Annotated in this window: 18 protein-coding genes; 7 read left to right on the top strand and 11 right to left on the bottom strand. The window is 60.6% G+C overall.

The window, feature by feature from the left end; all coding sequences use genetic code 11:
* Positions 1-414: 414 nt before the first annotated feature.
* Positions 415-792, top strand: coding sequence for a hypothetical protein (locus tag ACFQZG_RS21105; RefSeq protein ID WP_378156121.1), 378 nt, complete (start codon positions 415-417; stop codon positions 790-792).
* A 103-nt stretch (positions 793-895) separates the two neighbouring features.
* Here ACFQZG_RS21105 and ACFQZG_RS21110 read toward each other — a convergent pair whose 3' ends face one another.
* The 10 genes from ACFQZG_RS21110 to ACFQZG_RS21155 form a co-directional block, all read right to left on the bottom strand.
* Complete coding sequence (locus tag ACFQZG_RS21110) at positions 896-1,573, bottom strand: tetratricopeptide repeat protein (RefSeq protein ID WP_378156122.1); 678 nt, start codon at positions 1,571-1,573, stop codon at positions 896-898.
* 114 nt (positions 1,574-1,687) lie between these two features.
* Positions 1,688-3,052, bottom strand: a complete 1,365-nt coding sequence (locus ACFQZG_RS21115) for a PP2C family protein-serine/threonine phosphatase (protein WP_378156124.1) — start codon at positions 3,050-3,052, stop codon at positions 1,688-1,690.
* A gap of 46 nt (positions 3,053-3,098) precedes the next feature.
* Positions 3,099-3,434, bottom strand: coding sequence for an STAS domain-containing protein (locus tag ACFQZG_RS21120; protein ID WP_378156126.1), 336 nt, complete (start codon positions 3,432-3,434; stop codon positions 3,099-3,101).
* 21 nt (positions 3,435-3,455) lie between these two features.
* Positions 3,456-3,884, bottom strand: coding sequence for an ATP-binding protein (locus ACFQZG_RS21125; protein ID WP_378156128.1), 429 nt, complete (start codon positions 3,882-3,884; stop codon positions 3,456-3,458).
* Positions 3,885-4,043: 159 nt separating this feature from the next.
* Positions 4,044-6,545, bottom strand: coding sequence for an ATP-dependent helicase HrpB (gene hrpB, locus ACFQZG_RS21130; RefSeq protein WP_378156227.1), 2,502 nt, complete (start codon positions 6,543-6,545; stop codon positions 4,044-4,046).
* 395 nt (positions 6,546-6,940) lie between these two features.
* Positions 6,941-7,828 carry an ABC transporter ATP-binding protein gene (locus tag ACFQZG_RS21135; RefSeq protein WP_378156129.1) on the bottom strand — a complete coding sequence of 296 codons (888 nt, stop codon included), beginning with the start codon at positions 7,826-7,828 and terminating at the stop codon, positions 6,941-6,943.
* 3 nt (positions 7,829-7,831) lie between these two features.
* Positions 7,832-10,714 (bottom strand): ABC transporter permease, encoded by a 2,883-nt coding sequence (locus ACFQZG_RS21140; protein WP_378156131.1) that lies wholly within the window; start codon positions 10,712-10,714, stop codon positions 7,832-7,834.
* 37 nt (positions 10,715-10,751) lie between these two features.
* Positions 10,752-11,783, bottom strand: a complete 1,032-nt coding sequence (locus ACFQZG_RS21145; protein ID WP_378156133.1) for an efflux RND transporter periplasmic adaptor subunit — start codon at positions 11,781-11,783, stop codon at positions 10,752-10,754.
* Positions 11,758-12,459, bottom strand: coding sequence for an ABC transporter ATP-binding protein (locus ACFQZG_RS21150; RefSeq protein WP_378156135.1), 702 nt, complete (start codon positions 12,457-12,459; stop codon positions 11,758-11,760). The genes ACFQZG_RS21145 and ACFQZG_RS21150 overlap by 26 nt, the downstream gene beginning before the upstream one ends.
* A gap of 17 nt (positions 12,460-12,476) precedes the next feature.
* Complete coding sequence (locus tag ACFQZG_RS21155) at positions 12,477-13,502, bottom strand: LacI family DNA-binding transcriptional regulator (RefSeq protein ID WP_378156137.1); 1,026 nt, start codon at positions 13,500-13,502, stop codon at positions 12,477-12,479.
* Between the two features lie 411 nt (positions 13,503-13,913).
* On the opposite strand from ACFQZG_RS21155, the gene ACFQZG_RS21160 reads away from it, so the two are divergent.
* The 5 genes from ACFQZG_RS21160 (at position 13,914) to ACFQZG_RS21180 (ending at position 20,802) form a co-directional block, all read left to right on the top strand.
* On the top strand, positions 13,914-14,780 hold the full coding sequence (locus ACFQZG_RS21160) for a MurR/RpiR family transcriptional regulator (RefSeq protein WP_378156139.1): 867 nt from the start codon (positions 13,914-13,916) through the stop codon (positions 14,778-14,780).
* Positions 14,777-15,520 (top strand): glucosamine-6-phosphate deaminase, encoded by a 744-nt coding sequence (gene nagB, locus ACFQZG_RS21165; protein ID WP_378156141.1) that lies wholly within the window; start codon positions 14,777-14,779, stop codon positions 15,518-15,520. Before ACFQZG_RS21160 ends, nagB begins: the two co-directional genes overlap by 4 nt.
* Complete coding sequence (nagA, locus tag ACFQZG_RS21170; protein WP_378156143.1) at positions 15,517-16,710, top strand: N-acetylglucosamine-6-phosphate deacetylase; 1,194 nt, start codon at positions 15,517-15,519, stop codon at positions 16,708-16,710. Before nagB ends, nagA begins: the two co-directional genes overlap by 4 nt.
* A gap of 142 nt (positions 16,711-16,852) precedes the next feature.
* The gene (locus ACFQZG_RS21175) at positions 16,853-17,542 is read left to right on the top strand and encodes a response regulator (protein ID WP_378156145.1); all 690 of its coding nucleotides are present in this window, start codon (positions 16,853-16,855) and stop codon (positions 17,540-17,542) included.
* 23 nt (positions 17,543-17,565) lie between these two features.
* Positions 17,566-20,802: an ATP-binding protein gene (locus ACFQZG_RS21180; protein ID WP_378156147.1), complete on the top strand. Its 3,237-nt coding sequence runs from the start codon at positions 17,566-17,568 to the stop codon at positions 20,800-20,802.
* An 89-nt stretch (positions 20,803-20,891) separates the two neighbouring features.
* Here ACFQZG_RS21180 and ACFQZG_RS21185 read toward each other — a convergent pair whose 3' ends face one another.
* Positions 20,892-21,986, bottom strand: coding sequence for a ParM/StbA family protein (locus tag ACFQZG_RS21185; RefSeq protein WP_378156149.1), 1,095 nt, complete (start codon positions 21,984-21,986; stop codon positions 20,892-20,894).
* Positions 21,987-22,242: 256 nt separating this feature from the next.
* Between ACFQZG_RS21185 and ACFQZG_RS21190 the strand changes: the two genes are divergently transcribed.
* Entirely contained in the window at positions 22,243-23,247 is a 1,005-nt protein-coding gene (locus tag ACFQZG_RS21190) for a peptidoglycan DD-metalloendopeptidase family protein (RefSeq protein WP_378156150.1), read from the top strand.
* Positions 23,248-23,249: the final 2 nt, after the last annotated feature.

Below are 23,249 nucleotides of genomic sequence, written 5' to 3' on the forward strand. Positions count from 1 at the left end.
AGGATTCGCAAATTCGTCAACGAGCGCCAACCTATGGAAATCTAACCCTATCGTACAATAAAGTCCGACAGAATACACGCCATTCCGAAGCAATCGATAAGGGAACTCGGCTGATTTTACACACAATCGTCGAATCTCGCTACCTTCAAAAGGGGTACAATTTCGCTAGCGTACGGCGTTGAAAGCTGACGTCTCCGCCAAGCGAAGACAGCGTCTGCCGTAAACCCCCGCTCTTTTTCCATTCGACTCTCATAGGAACCTCTGCCGTTAATTAGGAGATAACCGCGAGTCGTCCCGCTTTCGCGGAAAGCCGTCAATAATATACAAAATAACACCGTTGCCATATTTTGACTAAGGAGATAACTTGGATTGTAGGGGATTGTCCCCTTAATCACTTCTCGGGAGGAATTCGAAATGGACTTGAACGAAGAAGTAGTCGCAGTCGAAGGCTTGGAAGCGTCTTCAGATGAAGTCGCGGTCGAAGCGGTAGCAGAGGAAGCGGAGCTCGGCTCCCAGGCCGAGGAAGTCGAAGCATCGGAAGAGGCTGCCGAGGAAATCGTAGCCGAAGCGGAAGCTGTCGAGGCGGAAGCCGTCGAAGCGGAAGCAGACGCGACGATCGAAGCCGAAGCCGAGGCTGTCGAAGCCGAAGCCGTCGAAGCATCGGAAGAAGCTGCCGAAGCGGTAGCCGAAGAAGCCGACGCCGTGGCAGTGGCGGAAGCCGACGAGCCTGCGCTGGCTGAAGTTGCCGCCGACGAAGCGGAAGCAGCGGGCGAAGAGTCCGCCCAGGACTAATTCGTCTATAACCATGATTCATTGGAAAGGGGCTTTCCCGTAAGGTCGAATCGACCGCGGAGAAAGCCCCTTGACGTTAATTGGAAAATAATTCTCAAATCGGTTACTTGGAACCGTTGCTTCGCAACCAAGCCCGAATCGCCCACTTGCGCTCGTGGCGCTTCATGTACCTCGGCAACGTACGGTACAACTGAGCACATTCCCGATAGGCGATCGCCGCGTCTTCGGTTCTGCCGAGACCGGCATAGATCGCGCCGAGGCGATAATAGGCTTCGCAGGAAGAGGAATTCACTTCCTTGAATCGCTGCAGGAAGCCGATCGCCTTCTCAGGATCCGGCTTAGAGAACGATTCGGCCAATCGGATATAAGGTTGCCCGTATTTCACGCGCGGACTAATCTCGATCGCCCGCAGCATCGCCTCTTCGCCCTCCGCCAGCCTGCCGAGCGCCAGCTCGCACGTGCCGAGATCGCTCCAGAACTCGGCGGAGTGGTCCATCCGGTCTTCGATGCCGGTCAGAATTCCTCGCGCCTCCGCATAGCTCTTGCGCTCGATCAACAGCCTGGCGAGCTCGGACTTCGCCGAGACGTCGTGCGGGCTCATCTGAATCTGGCGTTTCCACCGCGCGATGGCGCTTCTGCGCTTCAACGGTCGAATCAAGCTCGGCGTCAAGCCGATATATCGTCTCTCCAAGAAGTAGAAGATCAAGAGCAGCACGATGATCGCAATGAACGGATTGCCGAACAGCCACCATAGCGCCCCGAAAGCGAGCAATTTACTCATAACGTACGCTTGCCTCCTTGTCCGCCTTGTCCGACTCGTTCACTATACCGCGCATCGCCTTGCTACTCCTATTGTATGTCGATGACCCGCGATCCAAGACGGATTCCCCGAACGTTATCTCCGCAGCAAGGTCAGCACGGCGATGTCGTCGGATTGCGGCGCGCCGTCCGCGAACATCCAGACGTGCATGAGCAGCGCGTCGATGATCTCCGCGCTCGACATGCCCGGCGTCATGCCGAGGAATTCCTGCAGCCGTTCGGACGTGTATTGCTCCTGCGCCGCGTTCTCCGCTTCCGTGATGCCGTCGGTATAGAGCAACATCCTGTCGCCCCGCTCCAACGTCAATCGTCCGTCGTGATAAGGCACGTCCTCCATCGCGGCGAGCGGCAAGCTCTTCTTCAGCTTGACCGGCTCGATCGTCCCGTTCGCCCGGACGACGTAAGGCGTGCAATGACCGCCCTCGCTCATGACGACTTCTCCGGTCGAGCACGTGAACACGCCGCACACGATCGTCGCGAACATCGGCGGGTTGTCCCGCGACAGCTCGTCGTTGACCATCGTCAGCAGCTGGCCCGGCGTCGTTCCCGGCGTCATCTTGCCCTTCAGCAGCGTAAGCGTGACGGCCATGAACAACGCGGCGGGAATGCCCTTATCGGATACGTCCCCGAGCACGAAGAACAGATGGTCATCGTCCAGCTTGAAGAAGTTGTAGAAATCGCCGCCTACTTCCTTGGCGGACTTCAGCAGCGCGCATACGTCGTAAGGCTCCTGGGAGGACGGCATCGTCCGCGGCAGGAAGCTCATCTGGATGCCGCCGGCCACTTGAAGCTCGCTCTCCAGCCGTTCCTTGATCGCGGTCGTCTGCTGCAGCGCTTCGAGCGATTGCTCGACCTGCGCGTACAGGCGGGCGTTCTCCATCGCCACGGCCATCGGCTGGGCGACCTGCTCGAGCAGCGCCCGGTCTTTCCGCGTGAACCCGCGCTTGCCGTGCTTGTTGATGACCTGCAAGACGCCTTCGACGCGCCCGTGGTTGACGATCGGAACCGTCAGCAGGTTGCGCGTGCGGAAGCCCGTCCGCTCGGCGACGCGGTTCGACCATCGGCCGTCCGCGGCCGAATCGTTGACGACGACGCTCTCTCCTGTCTGCGCGACGTGGCCGGCGATGCCTTCGCCCGGCTTCAGCCGGATCTCCCGCACCGCTTCGCCCTTCTCGCCTTGCGCCAGTTCGAAGAACAGCTCGTTCGTATCCGGATCGATGAGCAGAACGGACGCCGCCTCTACCGGCAGCACCCGCTTCGCCGTATTCATGATCAACTCCAACTGCTCGCGCCTTCTCAGCGTCGAATTCAGCTGCATGCTTATATCGAACAGCGCGCGCATCCGTTCCATTCTCCGCTTCAGCATAACGTACAGCGCGCCCGCTCCCAGCGCGCCGCCTCCGCATGCCAGGAGCGCCGCCTCTACCCAGTTGCTATCCACGATTATCGTCCACCCGCCTATCGGCAGTTTTCGTCCCGCCTATTGCCTAGAATTGCGCTAACGCTTCTTCCGTAGACGCAGCCGTTTCCAAGATGCTCAGGAAGCCCGACATCTCGAATACGTCCCGCACTTGCTCGCTCATGCTCGCGCATACGAGCTTCCCTTGCAGGCTGCGCACCTTTTTCGCCGCGACCAACACGACCCGAAGACCCGCGCTGCTGATGTACTGCATATTGGCGAAATCCAGCACGAACTTCGTCCGTCCTTCCGAACCCGCCAGCGCCATGAAGGCTTGCTCCGCCGCTTGCGCGTGCTGACCGTCCAGGCGCCCCTCCAGGCTTACGACCGTAACCCCGCCTTGCTCCGTCGATGTAATGTTCATTCTGCGATATCCTCCTCGTCGCTACAGCCTCTTCACCATTCGAAGGCGATTGCCCGTATCCGTTCTTTCATAATGCAATTCGTCCATGAGACGCTTCACGAACATCAGCCCCAGCCCGCCGATCTCCCGCTCGTCCAACCCCAGCGTAATGTCGGGATCGTCCTTCAGCAGCGGATTGAACGGGATGCCTTCGTCCTCCAACGTCACTTCGATGACGTCCGGCAGAGAACGAACGGACAATACGATAGCGTGCTCCCCGCCTTGCGGATAACCGTACGAGATCGTGTTCGTCAACAGTTCGTCGCAAGAGAGGACGAGCTGTCCGTTCAGCTTGGCCGGCCAACCGAATCGGGTGCCGCACGTTTCGAAGAACTCATGCAAACGATCCAACTCGCCCAAGGAGTTGGTTAACCGAATCACGTCCGTCGCCTGCTCGCTTTCCCGCGTCATGTCACGCGCCACCGCCTTTGATTCGCCGGTTTTCGACACCATCTGCCTCAGCTATTCTACATCATATCATATTTCATACCATTATCTAACAACTTTGCGGGCTGAAAAGATAGAGACGATGCCTGCGCGCGGCATCGTCTCTTCATAGAATGGATCCGGTTACTTCCCGGGCGGCTTGGCGCGGCGCGTCGCCTGCGCTTCGAGCGGATCGTCGGGCCAATAGTGCTTCGGATAGCGCCCCTTCAAGTCTTTGCGTACTTCGAAATAGGCGTTGCGCCAGAAGCTGGCCAAGTCTCGCGTAACTTGCACGGGGCGCTGCGCCGGCGACAGCAAATGCAGCGTCAGCGCGACGCGGCCTCCCGCGATGCGCGGCGACTCCGGCAAGCCGAACAGCTCCTGGAGGCGCACGGCGAGAGCAGGCGCGTCGATATCCGAGTAATCGATCGGCAGGCGCGAGCCGCTCGGCACGTTCCAGTGCGTCGGCACGTACGCGTCGAGCTGCCGCCGCTGCTCCCAGCTCAGCATCTCTTCGAGCAGTTCCCTGACGTTAAGCCGCTGCAGATCCGAGCGGCTTCTCAGCCCGTCGACGTACGGCCCGAGCCACGATTCGAGCCGGGACAGCAGCGCTTCGTCCGAGAGATCCGGCCAAGAATCGTCGTGATGCTTCACGAAGACGACGCGTTCTTGATATTGGCGCGCGGCTTTCGTCCACGGCAGCAGTTGGAGTCCCTCGGTGCGAATGCCTTGCAAGAGCGCCTTCGTTACGAGGGGGGCCGGCGGCTTGTGCATCGGCACTTCCTCGAGGACGATGGCTCCGATTCTCTTCCGCGCCCTCGCGCGTACGGACTGAGATACCTTGTCCCAATAGACGTCAGTCTCTTGCATGATGGCTTCTTTGGCATGTTCGGCGAGCTGCGCGAACGAGAGGGGCGCGGCCATGCGGATCGTGCCGTCCGCGCCCGCATCGTCCACGTCGGCGACGACGATCCATTCCTCGGTCGCGAGCAGCGAACCGCCTTTGACGAACGCCGCGCCTCTGCCGCCGCTCATGAGATACTTGCCGCTCTCGCGCTGGCGGGCGATCCGGTCCGGATACGCGAACGCCAGCAGCAGGCCGCAGGCGTCGGCGTCCTTGGCGGCGTCGGCCGGGGACTGGCGGATGCCGAGCTCCCGCTTCAGCCTGCCCGCCTCGTCGAGGAGCCTGCGGCGGGCGCCTTCGTCGAGCTGCACCGGTCCTGCTCCGTGCAGCGCCTCCAGCCGGAACCGGAGGTCGCCGCCGTCCTTCGCTCCGCCCTTATTGGCACTATCCCGTTCGGTCAGGACGACGGCAAGCTCGCACGCCGTCGCTCCCAATCCGAGCGGCACCGCGCGCAGCAGCATGTGCGCGAGCCGCGGATGCGCGCCGAACTCGGCCATCCGGCGGCCGTGCGCGGTAATCGCGCCGGTGGCGGCATCGAGCGCGCCGAGCTGCGTCAGCAACTCCTTCGCTTGCTGCAGAGCCGGCGCCGGCGGCGAGTCCAGCCAAGCAAGCTCGGCCGGATCGCCGGCTCCCCAGACGTTGAGCTCGAGCAGCAACGACGACAGGTCCGCCTCCATGATCTCCGGCGCGTTGCTCGGCGCGAGCCGATCTTGCTCTTCCCGGCTCCATAGCCGGTAACACGTGCCGGGCCGCAACCGTCCCGCGCGTCCGCGCCGCTGATCCGCCGACGCCGCCGATACCGGAACCGTCTCCAGTCGGGACATGCCCGTGCGCGGGGAGAAACGCGACACGCGCATGAGACCCGCGTCGACGACGACCGTGATCCCGTCCACCGTCAAGCTCGTCTCCGCGACCGACGTCGACAGCACGACCTTGCGTTCCCCCGGCTTCGCCGGCGCGATCGCAAGGTCCTGCGCTTCGAACGGCAAGCTGCCGTGCAAGGGATGGATACGGACGTCGCTCATGGCGGATACCAGGCCTCTCAGCTTGGTCTCTACCCATCGGATCTCGCCCATGCCCGGCAGGAAGACGAGCACATCGCCCTCGTGCGCGCGGAGCGCGTCCGCGATGACGGCGGCGACCGCATCGTCCAGATACGCGCCGGCCGCGCGGGGCCGATAGACCGTCTCCACCGGATACGCCCGGCCTTCGCTCACGACGACCGGCGCATCGCCGAGCAGCTTCGCGACCGGCTCCGCCTCGAGCGTCGCGCTCATGACGAGCAGCTTCAAGTCGTCGCGGAGCAGCGCTTGGCATTGGAGCGTCAGCGCCAGACCGAGATCCGCCTGCAAGCTGCGTTCATGGAACTCATCGAAAATAACGAGTCCGACGCCCTCGAGCGAAGGATCGTCCTGCAGCATGCGCGTCAGCACGCCCTCCGTCACCACTTCGACGCGGGTGCGCGTACCGACCTTCGTGTCCATCCGGACGCGGTAGCCGACCGTGCCGCCGACGCCCTCGCCGAGCGCGGAAGCCATGTATTTCGCCGCGCTCCGGGCGGCGAGGCGCCGGGGCTCGAGCATGATGATTTTATGGCCGGACAGCCACGGCTCGTCCAACAGGGCGAGCGGCACCCGCGTCGTCTTCCCCGCGCCCGGCGCCGCGATGAGCACCGCGTTGTCGTGCGCGGCCAATGCTCGCTTCAGGTCGGGGAGCACGCTGTCTATCGGTAGCTTATCTATATTCAATGATCCTGTCGTCCCTTCGCATAAGCCAACTAGCTATCCTTTGCTCTATTATAGCAAGAATGCGGAGAAGAGGCTTGCGGTTGCAGCTCTAACGGTGCGCGGTGCCGATGCTGGGCATACCTGCGACATCCCGACTCTCTAACGGTATGTAGCGCCGCTACAGGTCGCGCCCCCCACCTCCTGACCCGAAGGGATAGTGTCCATAAGGCGCAGATCGAGCTCCCCCACCCACTGACCCGAAGGGATAGTGACCATAAGGCGCGTAACTCCCGCAACAGGCCGCGTCCCCCTCCCCTCCTGACCCGAAGGGATAGTGACCATAAGGCTCGCAAAACGAAAGAAAAAGCCCCCGCGCACGCGCAAGGGCTACGTCCTATCCGTCTACCGTTCTACGAAGCTTCCTCCGGCGATGTCAGCATAATCTTGCCGTCCACCAGCTCGAGCTTCACCTTGTTCGAATCCTTGACGCCGATCGACTCGAGGTACGCCGCCGGAACCTGAAGCCGTCCGGCGCGGTCGAGAATCGCATACTCGACGTGCGAGTCGCCCTCGGCCTGCTTAATGCCGCGCTCGAGCTCCTCGAGCTCCTCGGCATACGACTTGCGCCGCAGCATCTCAGAGGAGATCTTGCCGTCGCGGATCGCGACGACGCGGTCGACCTTCCTCGCCAGCAGCGGATCGTGAGTGACGATGACGATCGTAATGCCGATCGTCCGGTTCAACTCTCGGAACAGGTCGAGAATCTGGTCGGCCATTCGCGAATCGACCGAACCGGTCGGTTCGTCGGCCAGAAGCAGCTTCGGATGGTTCGCCAGCGCGATGGCGATCGCCACCCGCTGCTGCTCCCCGCCCGACAGCTCCTGCAGCTTGTTATGCTTGCGGTGCGACAGCCCGACCGCTTCAAGCAGCTCGAGCGCCCTCATCCGCTTGCGTCTGCCCTTCAGCAGAATCGGCAGCTCGACGTTCTCGAGCGCGGTCAAGTACGGAATCAAGTTACGCGCGTTGTTCTGCCAGACGAAGCCGACGCTCTCGCGCTTGTACTTCACGAGATCGCGCTCGGTCATCTTCAGCATGTTCTTCCCGTCGATCGTCAGTTGTCCCGCGCTCGGCTTGTCGAGTCCGCCGAGCATGTTCAGCAGCGTCGACTTGCCGCTTCCGCTGTTGCCGATAATGGCCATCAGCTCGCCGCTCTCGACCGTCAGGTCGAGCCCTTGCAGCGCGAACACCTCGAGATCCGCCGCTTTGTAGATTTTGACCAAGCCTTCGCAATGAATCATCGATTAGTCCTCCCCTAGCTTCAGCGCTTGATGGACCCGGATGCGGGAGAGCATGTAAGACAGAATGCCCAGCCCGATGAGCAGCATGACGATGACGATCGTGTACAGGCGGATGAAGTCGATCGCCTCGAACATCACCTTGAACGGAGGCACGAGACTGCTCGGATTGAACGCGATCTGGAAGTTCGGCACGTACAGGATGCTGGCGACGTTGCCGACGAGCACGCCGATCAAGATCGCGACGCCGGACGTCAGCAGTTGCTCGAGACCGAGCATGCCGATCAATTGGCGAAGCGACAAGCCGATCGCGCGCATGATGCCGTTCTGAAGCGTGCGTCCCTTGAGCGACAGAATCCAATAGAGCAGGAAGCCGACGAAGCTGATGACGATCGAGATAATGAACCCGAGCGACAGGATGCCGTTAAGCGCCAGCAGGAACGGATCGTTCTTCGCCTTCGTCAGCTCTTCTCTCGTATTGACGATGTTCGTCACGCTAAGCTTGCTGTCCTTGATGCCTTGATAGAAATCGTTCGTCGTCGCGCCCGGCTTCAGCTTCAGCCATACTTCATACGGCTCAAGTTGCAGTTGGAATTGAATGCGCGACAGATGCCCGACGATCAGCATCGGCGCGTTCGAACGTTTCTCGTCCGCCGTGTTGATCGACCCCGTCGGCGGATTCGGATTGAACGTCGGGAAATAATCTAGAATGCCGTAGACGATGAACGGCTGCGACTGAACGTCCTGCCAGCCGACGTTGATCGCATCGCCGACCTTCACGCCCTTCTGCTCGGCAAGCGTCCTCGAGACGAGCACGGCTCGCGAGTCCCCCGCCATCAAGTTCAAATATTCATTGATATGATGATCGAGCAGCTTGTCGGGGAACCAAGTCGCTTTGCCGAAATCGTCGGTATCGATGCCGATCAGCGTCGCGCTGCCCCCTCCGTCGGCGGCGTTGAAGGTCGCGGAGTCCTTCACGAACACCTTCGCCGCCTGCTCGACGCCGGGGAGCTTCGTATACGGATCGAAGGAAGGCTCGAGGTAATGGATGATCTTAGGAGCGGCTGCCCCGTCGCCTGACGCGGGAGGTCCTCCGAAAGACATCGCTTCGGGCGGCTTGTCGTTCGGCCAATTCGACGTCAGGATGAATTCCGCCCCGTTCGCGTACCGGATCCGGTCCTCCGTATTCGTATTAAGCGTTCTCGCCGCGCCCGCGCTGAACACGCCGATCGCGATCGTCATGATGAGGAACACCATGAGGAATTGATATTGGCTATTGGAGCGGCCGACCTGTATAAGCGTCGAATACAGAGAAGGCGGCCACCACTTGCGTCCGATCCAGTAGATCAGTCTTAGTAGATACGGATATAGCCTTAACAACAGCAATCCGGACCCGACGACGAACAGAGCCGGCATGACGAATTGCAGCGGATCGATGTTCAGATCGTCGGCGTTAAGCCCCAGCTTCTGAATGTCCTCCAACCGATTGCGGAACGAATACAGCCCGTAGATCGATACTCCGAGCGTCAATACGTCCAGGAACGACTTGTGCCAGAACGGCATCTTCTGCGATCGCGCCATCTGCTGCTTATGCCCGACGATCGATACCCGCGTCGCGAGCATCGCGGGAACGAGCATCATCGCGAAGGAAACGGCCGCGGCGATCGCTCCATAGAGGTACGCGTCCGAGTTGATCCGGACCGGCATCGCCGTCCGCTGGACGAACTCGAGGAAGCCGTTCGACGAACCGAGCACCTTCGTAAGCCCTAGCCCAATGAACGGACCGGCGACTAGCGCGATGCCGCATAGCAGCGCACCTTCGATCGCGAACGAAGCGAGAATCTGCCACCTTGCCGCTCCCCGGCTTCGCAGAATCGCGATCTCGTTCTTCTGTCTGTCGATGATGAGATTCGACACCATGAACATATAGAAGCCGAGCATGATGAGCACGGGAACGTTCAGCGACCACATCAGCTTGTTCAGTTGCTTCGCCCGCTCGAAGTAGTTCTCGATCGTACCCAGCGCCGGCACCGCGAATTCGGTCTGGAACACGACGATTCGTTGCTGGATGTAGCCTTTAATGTTCTTGTCCGTCGTCAGGAAGCTGTCGACGTTGCGAAGCTCCATCTTGCTGTAGTCGAGCACGAAGAACCAGCCGCTGACCGCGAGGGGGATATGGTTCCCTTTCGTAATCTCGCGGTCGAACATATCGGCGTTCATGATGAACGCGGAATTCCAATCTCCGAGACCGGCGCTGCGGAAGTACGGGTCGTCGTCCTGCTTCTTCGTGAGGATGCCGACCGGCTTGATCTTGATCGTACCCGGCACCTTGTCGTCCTTCACGAGGAATTCGGTCCCGAGCACCGTCTTGAAGTTGCTGAGCGCCTGGTCGGTCACGAGCACCTCGTAGACGCCGTCGACCGGCTCCTTCGCCGGCATGCGGCCGTCCTCGAGCTTGATATGTTCCTCTAATCCGGAAAAAGCGCGGATCGTCGCGCTCGGCTTCGACTTCTTCGGATCTTCCACGCCGGCGGCCGGAACGAACAGGAACGACTTCGTCCGCCGCTCCTTCACGAGCTCCTTGACCGGGATGCCGAAGTCGACGGCGGCGCGCGTCTCGATATAATTGTCGATCTCGTTCAAGACGCGCGTCCGTTTGTCCGCCGTCTCGTTGTAGAAGCCGACCATCGACCAGTGCGTGCCCGGATACGTTCCCTTCTCCGCTTGGTACGTCTCCAGGTCCTTGACCAGCATCCGGGACAGGATCGCCTCGGAATAGATCGGCATCGTGCTGACGAGCGCGACCGTCATGAGAATGCCGAAGAACATGCTCGAGACAAGCCATTTATTTTGAACCATTTTACGAATGATCATGACGAATAAGGCCACGGGTAAGCCTCCCTACCGTTCGGATTGCGGGAATGAATTACTGAAGAACGATCTCTTGGCCTTCTTCCAGCCCTTTGACGATCTCGACCTCGGTGGAAGTCGCAAGACCCGGCTCGACGTCGACCTCGCGCAGCTTGTTGCCTTCTTCCATGATCCGGACGAAGTTGCGGCCCAAGTACGAACGAAGCCCGCTCTTCTGGATTTTCACGACGTCCTTGCGCTCTTGGGTAATGATCTTCACGTCGGCCAGCTTGCCGATCTCGACGTTCGGCGGCAGCTCCGGCATCTCGAGATAGATCGTCCTCGCGTACCGTTCGGCGAGCTGCTTGTTCTCCGTGGTCGGAGCCGACGAAGGCGTCTGAACGACTTTGCCCGCGAACTGCTCCTTGTTGACCGTGACTTCGGCGGCGACGCCGACTTTCACTTCCGCGCGATCGCTCGCGTTATCGACCGGCAACGACAGCCGCAACCGGGTAGGGTCCGAGATGATGACGAGCGTCTGGTACGCGTCGATGAAGTCGCCTTCCTGCAGCGTGTCCGCGTAGGTTACCTCTCCGTCCATCGTGGCGATCAACTGCTTGCTGTTGAATTGCTTCTTCAACCGGTCGTACTTGATCTGCTCGATCTCGAGCTGCAAGCCCGCGATCTTGATCGTCTGCTCGTCTCCGGTACGGGCTTGCTGGAAGTTCATCTTCGCCTTCTCGAGCCCGAGCTCGGCTTCCTTCAATTGAAGGTCGAGACCGTCGAGGATGAGCTGGACGAGCACGTCGCCCTTCTTGACCGCGTCGCCGGCTTTGACGTTGATCGACTCGATGCGTCCGCCTTGGCCAGTGAACTGCGCGATCTCGGACGCGTACGATTCGAACGTGGCGCTTCCGCCGACTGTTTTGACAACCGTGCCTTTCTCGGCTTTGACTGTCGTGTAGTTTTCCTTCGCGGGCTTGACCAGAGGCGGCTTCAGCGACTCTTCTTCCTTGGGCAGCAGGGAGCATCCGGCTAAGGCGGCGCTAACGCACAGGGCAAGGCTTAGCGCGGCGGCTTGTTTAATCGTGCGCGACAATTTGTCCATCCTCCAGTTCGTATACTTGGTCGACGATCTCCATGATGGCCGGATCGTGCGTCGTAAGGGCGATCGTGATTCCGCTCTGCTCGACGAGGTCGCGGAACACTTTAATAATATGAAGACCGGTCCGGCTATCCAGCTCGGCGGTCGGCTCGTCGGCGAGAATGAGCTTCGGCTTGTGCGCGATCGCCCGAGCGATCGCCGTGCGCTGCTGCTCTCCGCCCGACAGCTCGAACGGACGGTGATGCATTCGCGGCTTCAGGCCGACCTGCTCCAGCGCGTGTATGGCGGCCGCCTTGCGTTCGCTCGCGGGCGTGCCGGCGATGCGAAGCACGAACTCGACGTTCTCGTAAGCGGACATGAGCGGGATCAGGGCGAACGATTGGAAGATCAACCCCATCTCGGTTCGGCGCACTTCGTCCCGCTCTTTGTTCGTCATCGCCGTCAAATCTTTGCCGGCGAAGACGATCTTGCCTTCCGTCGGACGATCGAGCGCGCTGAGCAAGTTAATGAGCGTCGTCTTGCCCGACCCCGATCGTCCTTTGAAAGCGACCAGCCGGCCCGCGGGCAGTCGGATATCGACGCCCTTGAGCACGGTTACCGCGCCTGAGCCCCGGCCGAATACGCGTTTGATTCCTTGGGCTTGAATGATGTCCGGAGTATCCGGAATGACTGCAGCCATCTGAATGCGTTCCTCCTTCATCTCGCGTCTCCAATGTCCGCGACCGTGTGCCGTTCCACGAGCTCCGGCGCAATCTTGAGCAATCGCCCCGGCCGCCCGTCGAGCAATTCCTGCAACAGGGGGGCGACCGACGCCTTCCCGTGCCGGATCGTCGTGAGCGGCGGCGAGAGGAACTTCGCGAGCAGGTCGTCGTCGTAACCGATCACCGACAGATCCTCCGGAATTCGATGGCCTTGTTCCCGCATCGCCTGAATGATGCCCGTGGCCATCAGGTCGTTCGCGCAGAACACCGCCGTCATGTCCGGATTCGCCGCCCGCAGCTTCGCCGCCGCTTCGGCGCCGCTCGCCGCGGTGAAGCACCCTTCCGCGACGAGCCGCTCCGCGTGCTCGATCCCGCGTTCCGCGAGAACTTCCTTGAAACCCTCGTACCGCTCCTTGCTAATCCGCAAATGCGCCGGGCCGTTAACGTATCCGATGACGCGGTGCCCGCTTCGCAGCAGCCTTCGGCCCGCGATGCGGCCGCCTTCCCTGTCGTCGGATTGAGCCGACGTGCAGCGAGGGCCGACGACGCCTTCGAAGTTGACGCACGGCACTTGAATCCGCAGCGCCTCCCGCATGATCGGGTGATGCTCGTCGAACGCCGGCAACAAGATGCAAGCTTCCAGATTGCGGGCGTGGACGCTCTCGGTCAATCGTTGCCCGTCGTAATTCGAGAAGGACACGTAATAGAAGATCGCGTCCTTCTCTTGGCTCTGCAAGCCCTTCTGAATCGACGAGAACATATCGAGGAACAACAGGTTCTCGTGATCGAACTCCGGGACGTACACGCCGATCAGGTTGCTTCGTTTGCCGACGAGTTGCTGCGCGCCAAGGTTCGGCACGTACCCCATCGCCTTGGCCTTCTCCTCGACGAGCTTCCTCGTCCCCGGATTGACGCCCGGGACGCCGTTGAGCGCTCTCGATACCGTGCTGGCGGAAATTTGAAGCGCTTCCGCGATCGCTTTGATTCCGACCTCGCGTGCGGCGAGCTCGTCTTTCCGCATACGATTCCTCCTTGCGGCAGCCTATGAACCGAAACATTGCAAACGTTTGCAACAATCACCCTTTTACTATAAATGCCAAGTCAATATCTGTCAAACCTGTTCTGCGGCAACAATTCGCCCTCTCTACCATTCAATCATCGAGGCCACCGGGCGACAAGGTGGCATCCTTGTCGTTTGCTAGGAGAATCGATAACGAATCGCGCGGCGACCGCGCGAACAACGCGTATAGGAGGGAATATCCAGGGGGATACTTTCGTCTAATCGAGGGATAAAATCCCACTGCGAGAGATCTTATGCATGAGAGCGCGGCCGCTTAGCCGCACTAGGCTTCTTTGCCCATTGTGAAAATTAGTTTCATCAATTATATTTAAAATACGAAAATAATTTAACTAAAGAGGCGCGGGGGCGAACATGAGCTTACTGAACGCCATGCAAGAAAAGTTGGAAAGCCTGCATCCGATGGAGCGAAAGCTGGCCGAATGCGTGCTAGCCGATCCCGCTGCGACCGTCCAGATGACCATTACGGACCTCGCGGGACGTTCTGGGAGCAGCACGGCGACGATCTCCCGGTTCTGCAAGCTGTTCCAGTGCCAGAACTTCCCGGAATTCAAGCGCAAGCTGGCGACGGAGCTCGTCCATATCGGCGGGACGACGAACCAATATCAGGACATCGTCGCCGGCAATCCGCTGACCGACATCGTGTCGGCCATAACGACGAACCATATGCGGTCGCTGACCGATACGACGCGGCTGCTCGACTTCGGCCAGTTGCGGACGGCGATCGCGGCGCTGCACGGGGCCGGCCGCATCGACCTGTACGGATCGGGCACGTCCGGCATGGTCGCGCAGGATTTCTTCCATAAGCTGATCCGGATCGGCAAAGCGGCCGCCGTGTTCGTCGACCCGCATCTGCAGTTGACGTCGGCAGCTTCGCTGACGCCGCGCGACGTCGCGGTCGGCATCTCCTATTCGGGCGAGACGCTGGAGACGATCCATTCGCTCCGAACGGCCGCCGAGCAGGGCGCGACGACGCTGTCCGTCACGCGGTTCGGGGCGAACTCGCTCGCCGAGCTCTCGGCGATCCGGCTGTTCACGTCGTCCGCTGAAGCCGGCATGCGCCGCGGCGACATGGCTTCCCGCATGGCGCAGCTTCATATCGTGGACATCCTGTTCACGGGACTCGTCAGCGAGCATTTCGAGGAATACGTACCGCGCCTGGAACGGTCGTTCCAGACGGTAAGACAATACACGGGCAAAGAGGAGAGAACGACGCGATGAACATTCTGACGTTCGACAGCGACGGCAAGCTTAACGAGGCGGCCGCCAACATTATTATCGGCACGGTTCAAACGACGCCGCGCGCGGTGCTCGGCCTGGCGACGGGCGGCACGCCGGTCGGCATTTACAAGGAAGTCGTGCGCGAATACGACCGTGGCATGATCAGCTTCAAGAACGCCACGGCGTTCAACCTGGACGAGTACGTGAACATACCCGCCGATCATCCCGAAAGCTATCATTCCTATATGAATCAGCATCTGTTCTCCCATATCGACCTGCCCGCGGACGGGCGCCATATTCCCGACGGCAACGCGGCCGATCCGGCAGCGGAGTGCCGCCGGTACGATTCTCTCATCGAACGCGCCGGCCAGATCGATCTTCAGTTGCTCGGCCTCGGCCATAACGGGCACATCGGCTTCAACGAGCCCGCCCACGCGCTCATCCGCGGCACTCACGTCGTGGAGCTGGCGGAGGAGACGCTCGAAGCGAACGCCCGCTTCTTCGATTCGATCGACGAAGTGCCTCGGCAAGCGTTGACGATGGGAGTAGGCACGATTCTGAAGGCGAAGAAAATTCTGCTCGTCGTCAAAGGCGCGGACAAAGCCGACATCGTCGCCCGCGCGCTGCAAGGACCGATCACGACCGACGTCCCGGCGTCTTTGCTGCAGACGCACCCGAACCTGATCGTTCTGCTCGACGAGCCGGCCGCGTCGAAGCTGACGATGGACAACAAGCAATGAGCGATCGCATGAACGTAAGCAACGGACGATGGTTGATCGACAACGCGCGGATCGTATGCGCCGACAGGACGATCGGCTGCGGCTGGCTTCAGATCCGCGACGGCATCATCGAGCGGATCGGCGATCGTTCGACCGGGGACGAGCCTCAAGCTCCCTCGCACGAAATCGTCGACGCGCGCGGCGGAACCGTGCTGCCCGGCTTCATCGACGTGCACGTGCATGGCGGCGCTGGGCACGACTTCATGGACGCCGACGCGGACGGCCTGCTGGACATTACTCGTTTCCATGCGACTCATGGAACGACGGGCATTCTCGCGACCTCGTTGACCGCGTCGCGCGACGAACTGACGGCGGTGCTCGAGCGCATCAGCGCGTTCATCGACGGCGGAATGACGTACGCGCAAGTGCTCGGCATTCACTTCGAAGGTCCGTTCATTAGCGAGAAGTGGAAGGGCGCGCAGAATCCCGCTTACATTCTTCCTCCTCAGCCGGAGTGGCTGGAGGCGTGGGTCGCCCGGTTCCCGGGCATTATCAAGATGCAGACGCTCGCCCCGGAAGCCGAAGGCGCGCTCGACTATATCGCGTTGCTGTCGCGGCACGGCATCGTTCCAAGCTGCGGCCACACCGACGCGACGTACGACCAGATCGTCCAGGCGGCAGACCATGGGCTTCGACACGCGGTCCATACGTACAACGCGATGCGGTCTTATCACCACCGCGAGCCCGGAACGGTCGGCGCGGTGCTGACCGATAAGCGTATCATGGCCGAAGTGATCGCGGACGGTCACCACGTCCACCCGGCAGGCATCAAGCTGCTGACCGCGGCCAAAGGCGACGAAGGCGTCATCCTCGTCACCGACGCGATGGCGGCCGCCGGCATGCCGGACGGCGATTACGAGCTCGGCGGCCTTCCCGTCGAGATGAAGTGCGGCGTCGCCCGCTTGAAGGCTTCGGGCAACTTGGCCGGCAGCACCCTGACGATGATCGACGCGTTCCGGTTCATGGTTCGCGAGATCGGCGTATCGCTCGAGAGCGCCAGCCGGATGGCGAGCCTGAACCCGGCGCGCCAGCTCGGCCTGGACGGCGACCGCGGCGACATCGCCCCGGGCAAGCGCGCGGACTTGTTGCTGCTCGACGAATCGCTCGCGCTGCAACGGGTGTGGATCGGCGGCAACGCGCTCGGCAAGTAACGATAAATCTCCCTCGGCTCCGGCGCTCTCGCCGGGGCTTTATTATTTTCCGACATTATAGATGGAAATCATTACATGAACCGACAATTTCACTTATAATATGAGCTAGCCATCCTAATTGATCGGAAAAAGGTGATTTACATTGATCCGAATCGTCATCGCCGATGACCAGCGGCTTATGCGCGACGGACTCCATACGATGCTCGGCCTAACGGAGGACATGGAAGTCGTCGGACTCGCCGAGACCGGAGCGAAGGCCGTCGAGCTCGTCGCCCTCCATCGCCCGGACCTCGTGCTCATGGACGTTCAGATGCCCGAGATGGACGGCATCACCGCCACGCGCCGAATCCGCCAGCAATTCCCCGACACCGAAGTGCTTATCCTGACGACCTACGCGGAAGACGAATATATTATCGATGCACTGATCTACGGAGCGAAAGGCTTCCTGCTCAAGGATCTGCCGGGCGAGACGATCATGTCCGCCATCCGAGACACGATGGAAGGAACGTTGCTGATGCCCGCCGCGATCGCGGCGAAGCTCGCTTCCAGGCTGACGTTCCTCTCCTCGTCCGCCCCTTCCGCCGCCGCTCGCGCCGACATCCCGAAGCAACTCGCGGATATCGACGGCCTCTCGTTCACCGACCGGGAGAAGGAGATCATCGCGCGAATGGCCCAAGGCAAAGGCAACCGGGAAATCGCGGGCGAGCTGTTCGTCAGCGAAGGAACGATGCGCAATTACATCAGCATTATCTATAACAAAATCGGAGTCAACGACCGCCTTAAAGCCGTCACCCTGCTCAGGGAATGGCTGCATCGGGAAGGCGGGCAATGAATGCCTGACCGGAGGGCTTAACGATGTTCGGGGTTTCGTACAAGCAATTGCTTAAAGGGCTGGGATTAACGCTATGCATCCTGCTCGGCTGGCTCGCGCCGATTCTGTTCTTGAACGAGAACGCGGACGCCAGGCTCATGAACTTGACCGAGAAGGGCGAGTGGCTCGTTCACGTCGGGGATCTCGCGTTCGACGAGGCCGGACAGCCGATGAGCGACGAGGCCGATTGGCAACCGCTGGACGATCCCGGCCTGGCGTCGAGAATGGACGAACCCGGCATCTACTGGCTCGGCATTCGGGTGCATTCCCAGGAATGGCGCGATCCCCATCTTTTCGTTCACGACCTGAAGCACTACGAGCTGTATTGGGGTTACGAGCGGTTGTTCGAGTTCAACTTCGTCGACCGCAAGTCTTGGATGCTTCCGTATTACGAGTGGAACCTCGTCTCGCTGCCGTTCGGCTACCCGAACGACCCGCTTCTGTTCCGAGTATACGCCGAGGACGGCATCATTCATCCCGGCGTCGTGCACGCGGGCAACGCCTCGGACTTCATCGTTCGCATCCTCCACCGCGACGGCGACAAGCTGCTGTACACGACGATCTTCTCGTCGATCTTCGTCGTCGCCGTGTTGTTCTACTTGAACACGAAGCGACGGCTGTACTTCTACTTCGGCCTGCTTGCCTTCAGCGCCGCCTACGGCAGCATCTGCCGGACGTTCGCGCTCGGCTTGTTCATCGACGCGCCCGCCGCGATCTACTGGCACGAGCTCATGCTTCCGCTCGGCGTCTACGCGTTCCACGGCTTCTTCGAGCAGATGTTCGGGCTGCGGGAAGTACGCGGGCGAAGGATGATGCGCTACGGGATGCTGCTGTTCACGCTCGTCTGCTTCGTCGCGAGCCTCGTCAGCTTCGAGCTGTACCATGCGCTCATCTACTCCGTCTTCCCGGTCATGTTCATCTTCATGGCGGTCTTCTCGTTCATCGCCATGCTGCGGATCTACAGAGGACGAAAATCGACCGAGACGTTCATCATGGTGTTCGGGTACTTCTCATCGACGCTGACGACGTTGGTCTCCTCCCTGCTGCTGCTCTACCCGCGGCTCCGGGAAGTGCTGTCCGAGCAAGCGCCGTGGCTGTCGCCCTACGTTCGCGAAGACCAGCTTCCGCTGTTCGTCGGCATCTTCATCTTCCTCTGCTGCATGGCGACGATCGTCATGCTGCGGGAGAACGAAGTACACCGGCAAGTGAACGCGTACGCCTCGGAGCTCGTCGAGAAGAACCGTCAGCTGGAAGCGATCGATAAGCTGAAGGACGAGTTTCTCGCCAACACGTCGCACGAATTGCGCACGCCGCTGAACGGGATCATCGGCATTACCGAATCGTTGCTCGACGGCGTCGGCGGCCCGCTGAACGAGCTGACGCGCAGCAACCTGTCCATGGTCGTCGCCAGCGGCAAAAGGCTGTCTTCCTTGATCAACGACATTCTCGACTTCTCCAAGCTGAAGCATGCCGGCATGACGTTGCACATCCAAGGCGTCGACATGAAGCGCACGGCCGAGTTCGTCGCGAACGTGCTGCAGCCGATCGCCCTCATGAAGGACATTCAGCTCGTCAACCGATTGGACGACGGCGCGCCGCTCGTCGCCGCGGACGAGAATCGGGTCATGCAGATCTTGTACAACCTGGTCGGCAACGCCCTGAAGTTCACCGAATCCGGCACGGTAGAGCTGTCCGCGCATCAGGACGACGGCTGGCTCTACGTCTCGATAACGGATACGGGCATCGGCATTCCCGCGGACAAGCTGGAAGCGATCTTCGAGCCGTTCGAACAAGGCGAAGGCTCGGCGGAACGGCTGTACGAGGGGGCGGGACTCGGTCTCTCGATCACGAGAAAGCTGCTCGATCTGCACGGCGGATCGATCGGCGTTCAATCGACTCCCGGCAAAGGCTCCACGTTCACCTTCACGCTTCCGCTGTACGGGGAGCAGGAGGCCGCCGACCTGCCTTCCGGGCTTGTCCTGGAGAGGCCGCACGCGCCGCGGCAACCGATCGTCTGGAACGCCGCTCACGCCGCCGCGGCGGACGCTGCGTCTGCGTTCGATTCGGATGGCATGGACGTCGACGAAGAACCGAAGGACCCCGCGATTCCGCTGCTGTTGCTCGTCGACGACGATCCCGTCAACCTTCAGGTGCTATCCAACTTCCTTGCGACGGAGCCTTGTACGATCGTACGGGCGTCGAACGGGCAGGAAGCCGTCCGCTTGTTCGAGCAAGGCATGCGGCCGGATCTCGTCCTGACCGACCTGATGATGCCGAGAATGACCGGTTACGACCTGTGCAGGTACATCCGAGTTACGTATCATTCCAACGAATTGCCGATCATTCTGCTGACCGCCCGCAACCAGATCGCCGACCTCGTCGAAGGGTTCGACGCCGGCGCGAACGATTACTTGATCAAGCCCGTCGAGAAGCGCGAGCTGCTCGCCCGCATCGCCCTTCACCTGACGGTCGCCCAGCTGACCCGCAACCTGGAGCGCAAGGTCGCCCAGCGGACGAAGGCGCTGGAGGACGCGAACAACCAGCTGCAGGCATCGCTTAAGGACACCGCCGAGGCGCTGGCGGAAGCTTCGGTGCTCGAGGAGCGGAACCGGATCGCCTTCGACATCCATAACACTGTCGGCCATTCCCTAACGGCGTCCATCGCGCAGATGGAAGCCGCCAAGATGCTGATCGCCCGCGGAAGGACCGATGAGGCGATTCCGAAGCTCGACACGGCGCGCGAGCTCGTCAGCAAAGGGCTTAACGACATTCGAGGCACCGTGCGCATGCTGAAGCTCGAGAGTACGGAAGCCGACTTGGCCGGCTCGCTGCGCGGCTTGATCGACGAAACCGAGCGCACGGCGGACGTCCGCATCGAGCGGCGAATCTCCCCTCTTCCCGCGCTCAGCACGGCGCAGAAGCGGGCGTTGTTCCACGCCTTGCTCGAAGGCTTGACCAACGGCATCCGGCACGGCCGGTGCACGAAGTTCCGATTCGACCTGAGCGTACGGGACGGGCAGCTCGAATTCCGGCTCGCGAACGACGGACGCCGGTACGAGCCGACGGTATTCGGCTTCGGATTGTCCGCGATGCGCGAGAACATCGCCCGGCTGGGCGGCGCTCTGACGATCTCTTCTCCCGAGGTAGACGGCACGCTGCTCGCCATCGACCTTCCGCTCGATTGGCGCGCGCAGAACCGCTTCCTCGAGAAAGCGGAGTAATCGCGCGACGACATGTTAAAAAGCGTCCCGGAGGACATCGCTTCGATGACCTTCGGGACGCTTCGCGTATGGAGACTCGGACTCGGTTGTTATACCGCTTCGTTATGAGACGTCTTGTTCTTCGCCAGCTTCAAGTAGCCGTATACGTTCTGCAGCTCGCTGTCGTCCACGAAGCGAAGGCGCATGTTGTCCGCCGCGTCGAGAATGTAAGGCTTCAGCGCCGCGGCGCCGCCGCCGAGCACGTAGAAGCATTGAATGTCGGGATACTTCTTCCAGCGTTTGCGGATCAGATCGACGATCTTCTGCGCCGCGCGTCCGAAGTACGTGTCCACGATCGGCCGAATGTCCGCTTGGCCTTCGCCGACGCGTTGGATGATGAAGTCGTGCCTGCGAATGCGCTGGATCAGCTTCGTGCGGCTCGGGAACCGATAGCCGTATTGATCCTCGATGTCGCGAATGATCGAGTCGAGGTAGGAAGCGAGTCCGAGCTGCTCGCCCGTGCTGAACTGGTTGTCGATGGCCATCCGCTTCACGACCGGGAAGTCCGTCGTCAGCGCGCCCATCTCGCAGATGCCGATAACGCCGTTGTATAGCTCTTCGTCGCGAACTTGAAGGTTCTCGTGCGTCGCCATGTTGAACAGCGCGGCCGCTCCTTCGATCGACACGATCGCGCGGCGGATGTTCACCCGCACCGTGCGCCCGCGCAGCCGCGGCGTCGACAGGAACGTCACTTCGTGCTCGCCGACGAGCCGCTCCTCGAACGTCTGGTGGTATCTCGCGTACGTGCGCACCGGCAGGCCGGTTCCGATCACGTACTCGACCTGCTCGATCGACTGGCCGGGTTGCAGCGTCTGCGCCACGCTCGTCACGCTGGCGTAAGCGAGCGCCGTCAGCGCCACGATCAGCGACTGATCGCTCGTCGCTTTGTTATCCGTCTCTTCGAGCTCCGCGTTGTCCTGGTCCTCGGAAGCGAGCAGGCCGACGAAGTAACGCTGGCTCTTCTTGCGAAGCTTCGGGCTGTAAACCATGACGTCCAGCGCTTTCAGTGGGGAGTCCTCCTCCTGAAGTACGTGTCTCTCGTACCCCGGGGAGATGATGCTAGGAATAATAATCGGTTCGTTGGAACCGCTCACGACCAATTTCACGCTATCGTTGCCGATATCAATGCCTGCTAATCTGATCATATGATCCTCCGATCTATTACGTCCGATTGTCCGAACGATTTAACCGCTCTTCGCACTTATCGTTACTGGATTCGCTTTTTTGCGACAAAATCCTCCTTTTGAAGGATGGATTGTAGCGATTTTTTTCGGTAAAAAAGGATTATACGCTTTTTTAGTCGAAGTTACTTGAAATATTAGCGAAGGATAGAAGGGCTATCAATATGCCTCTAGTCGGATGAACCCCATGAAACTCGTTGCCCTTTGCAGGAGGAAAGTCATGAAATGGAGACGTAAAAGGTTCACGTTCATGGTCATACCGGACGCGAACAGCTCGGTCATTCGATTTCAACTATCGGCGCTCGCGCTGATGATCGGTCTGGGACTGCTCGTCGCGACCGTCGCCGGCGCGGTAACCGCCTACCTGCTCTACCGGACCAATCATAGCCAGATCGGACATTTGCAAGGCCAGCTGTCTTCGGCGACCGGACAATACGAACAGATCATTCAAGGCAAGGACGATCACATCGAAGAGCTGCAGACGGAGATCGTCGGCCTGTCCGAGCAAGCCAAATCGATCAACAGCCACATGACCGACATCAAAGAGCTGGAAACCCAGCTCAAGGAGATGGTCGGCATCGAGGACGCGGACACCGCGGCAGCGAAGCAAGCGAAGAGCGGCAAGGAAGATACCGAGGAAGTATCCATGGACGGCGGCACGGGAGGAGAAGACTTGCCCGTAACCGACGAGGAGATGGACGGCCTGATCGGCGACACCCGCGACATTCTCTCCGTCTTGACGGAGCAGGCGGAGCTGCTGAAGCCCGAGCTGGAGCAGACGAAGACCGCCGTGCTGAAGATGACCGCCAAGCTTCGCGTGACGCCGACGATCTGGCCGACGGATTCTCGCCGATTGACGTCCTCGTTCGGCGTTCGCAAGGATCCGTTCACGAGATACGCGCGGTTCCATGCCGGCATCGACATCGGCGGCAGCACGGGCGATTCGATCTACGCGACCGCGGACGGAGTCGTATTGTCCGCCGGTCGGGACAGCTCGCACGGACTGAACATCTGGATTTCCCATTCGAATGGCATACGCACGCATTATTCGCACCTTAGCAAGATGCTCGCCGAGCCGGGAGACAAAGTGAGCAAGGGCGATATTATCGCCAAGATGGGTTCGACAGGAAGAAGCACCGGTCCTCACCTGCATTACGAGGTCGCGGTCAATGGCAGCAACGTAGACCCGGAACCTTATCTTAAAGCGACTAGAAGGGAAAATTGACG

Origin of the sequence: Cohnella sp. GCM10027633 (genome assembly GCF_042675445.1) — a bacterium.
Classification (GTDB): Bacteria; Bacillota; Bacilli; order Paenibacillales; family Paenibacillaceae; genus Cohnella.

Excerpts from the sequence above, each read along its gene's own strand:
- ACFQZG_RS21105 (WP_378156121.1), top strand. The coding sequence starts at position 415 with ATGGACTTGAACGAAGAAGTAGTCGCAGTCGAAGGCTTGGAAGCGTCT.
- ACFQZG_RS21110 (WP_378156122.1), bottom strand. The coding sequence starts at position 1,573 with ATGAGTAAATTGCTCGCTTTCGGGGCGCTATGGTGGCTGTTCGGCAAT.
- ACFQZG_RS21120 (WP_378156126.1), bottom strand. The coding sequence starts at position 3,434 with ATGAACATTACATCGACGGAGCAAGGCGGGGTTACGGTCGTAAGCCTG.
- ACFQZG_RS21125 (WP_378156128.1), bottom strand. The coding sequence starts at position 3,884 with ATGACGCGGGAAAGCGAGCAGGCGACGGACGTGATTCGGTTAACCAAC.
- ACFQZG_RS21135 (WP_378156129.1), bottom strand. The coding sequence starts at position 7,828 with ATGATTCATTGCGAAGGCTTGGTCAAAATCTACAAAGCGGCGGATCTC.
- ACFQZG_RS21145 (WP_378156133.1), bottom strand. The coding sequence starts at position 11,783 with ATGGACAAATTGTCGCGCACGATTAAACAAGCCGCCGCGCTAAGCCTT.
- ACFQZG_RS21150 (WP_378156135.1), bottom strand. The coding sequence starts at position 12,459 with ATGGCTGCAGTCATTCCGGATACTCCGGACATCATTCAAGCCCAAGGA.
- ACFQZG_RS21155 (WP_378156137.1), bottom strand. The coding sequence starts at position 13,502 with ATGCGGAAAGACGAGCTCGCCGCACGCGAGGTCGGAATCAAAGCGATC.
- ACFQZG_RS21160 (WP_378156139.1), top strand. The coding sequence starts at position 13,914 with ATGAGCTTACTGAACGCCATGCAAGAAAAGTTGGAAAGCCTGCATCCG.
- nagB (WP_378156141.1), top strand. The coding sequence starts at position 14,777 with ATGAACATTCTGACGTTCGACAGCGACGGCAAGCTTAACGAGGCGGCC.
- nagA (WP_378156143.1), top strand. The coding sequence starts at position 15,517 with ATGAGCGATCGCATGAACGTAAGCAACGGACGATGGTTGATCGACAAC.
- ACFQZG_RS21180 (WP_378156147.1), top strand. The coding sequence starts at position 17,566 with ATGTTCGGGGTTTCGTACAAGCAATTGCTTAAAGGGCTGGGATTAACG.
- ACFQZG_RS21185 (WP_378156149.1), bottom strand. The coding sequence starts at position 21,986 with ATGATCAGATTAGCAGGCATTGATATCGGCAACGATAGCGTGAAATTG.
- ACFQZG_RS21190 (WP_378156150.1), top strand. The coding sequence starts at position 22,243 with ATGAAATGGAGACGTAAAAGGTTCACGTTCATGGTCATACCGGACGCG.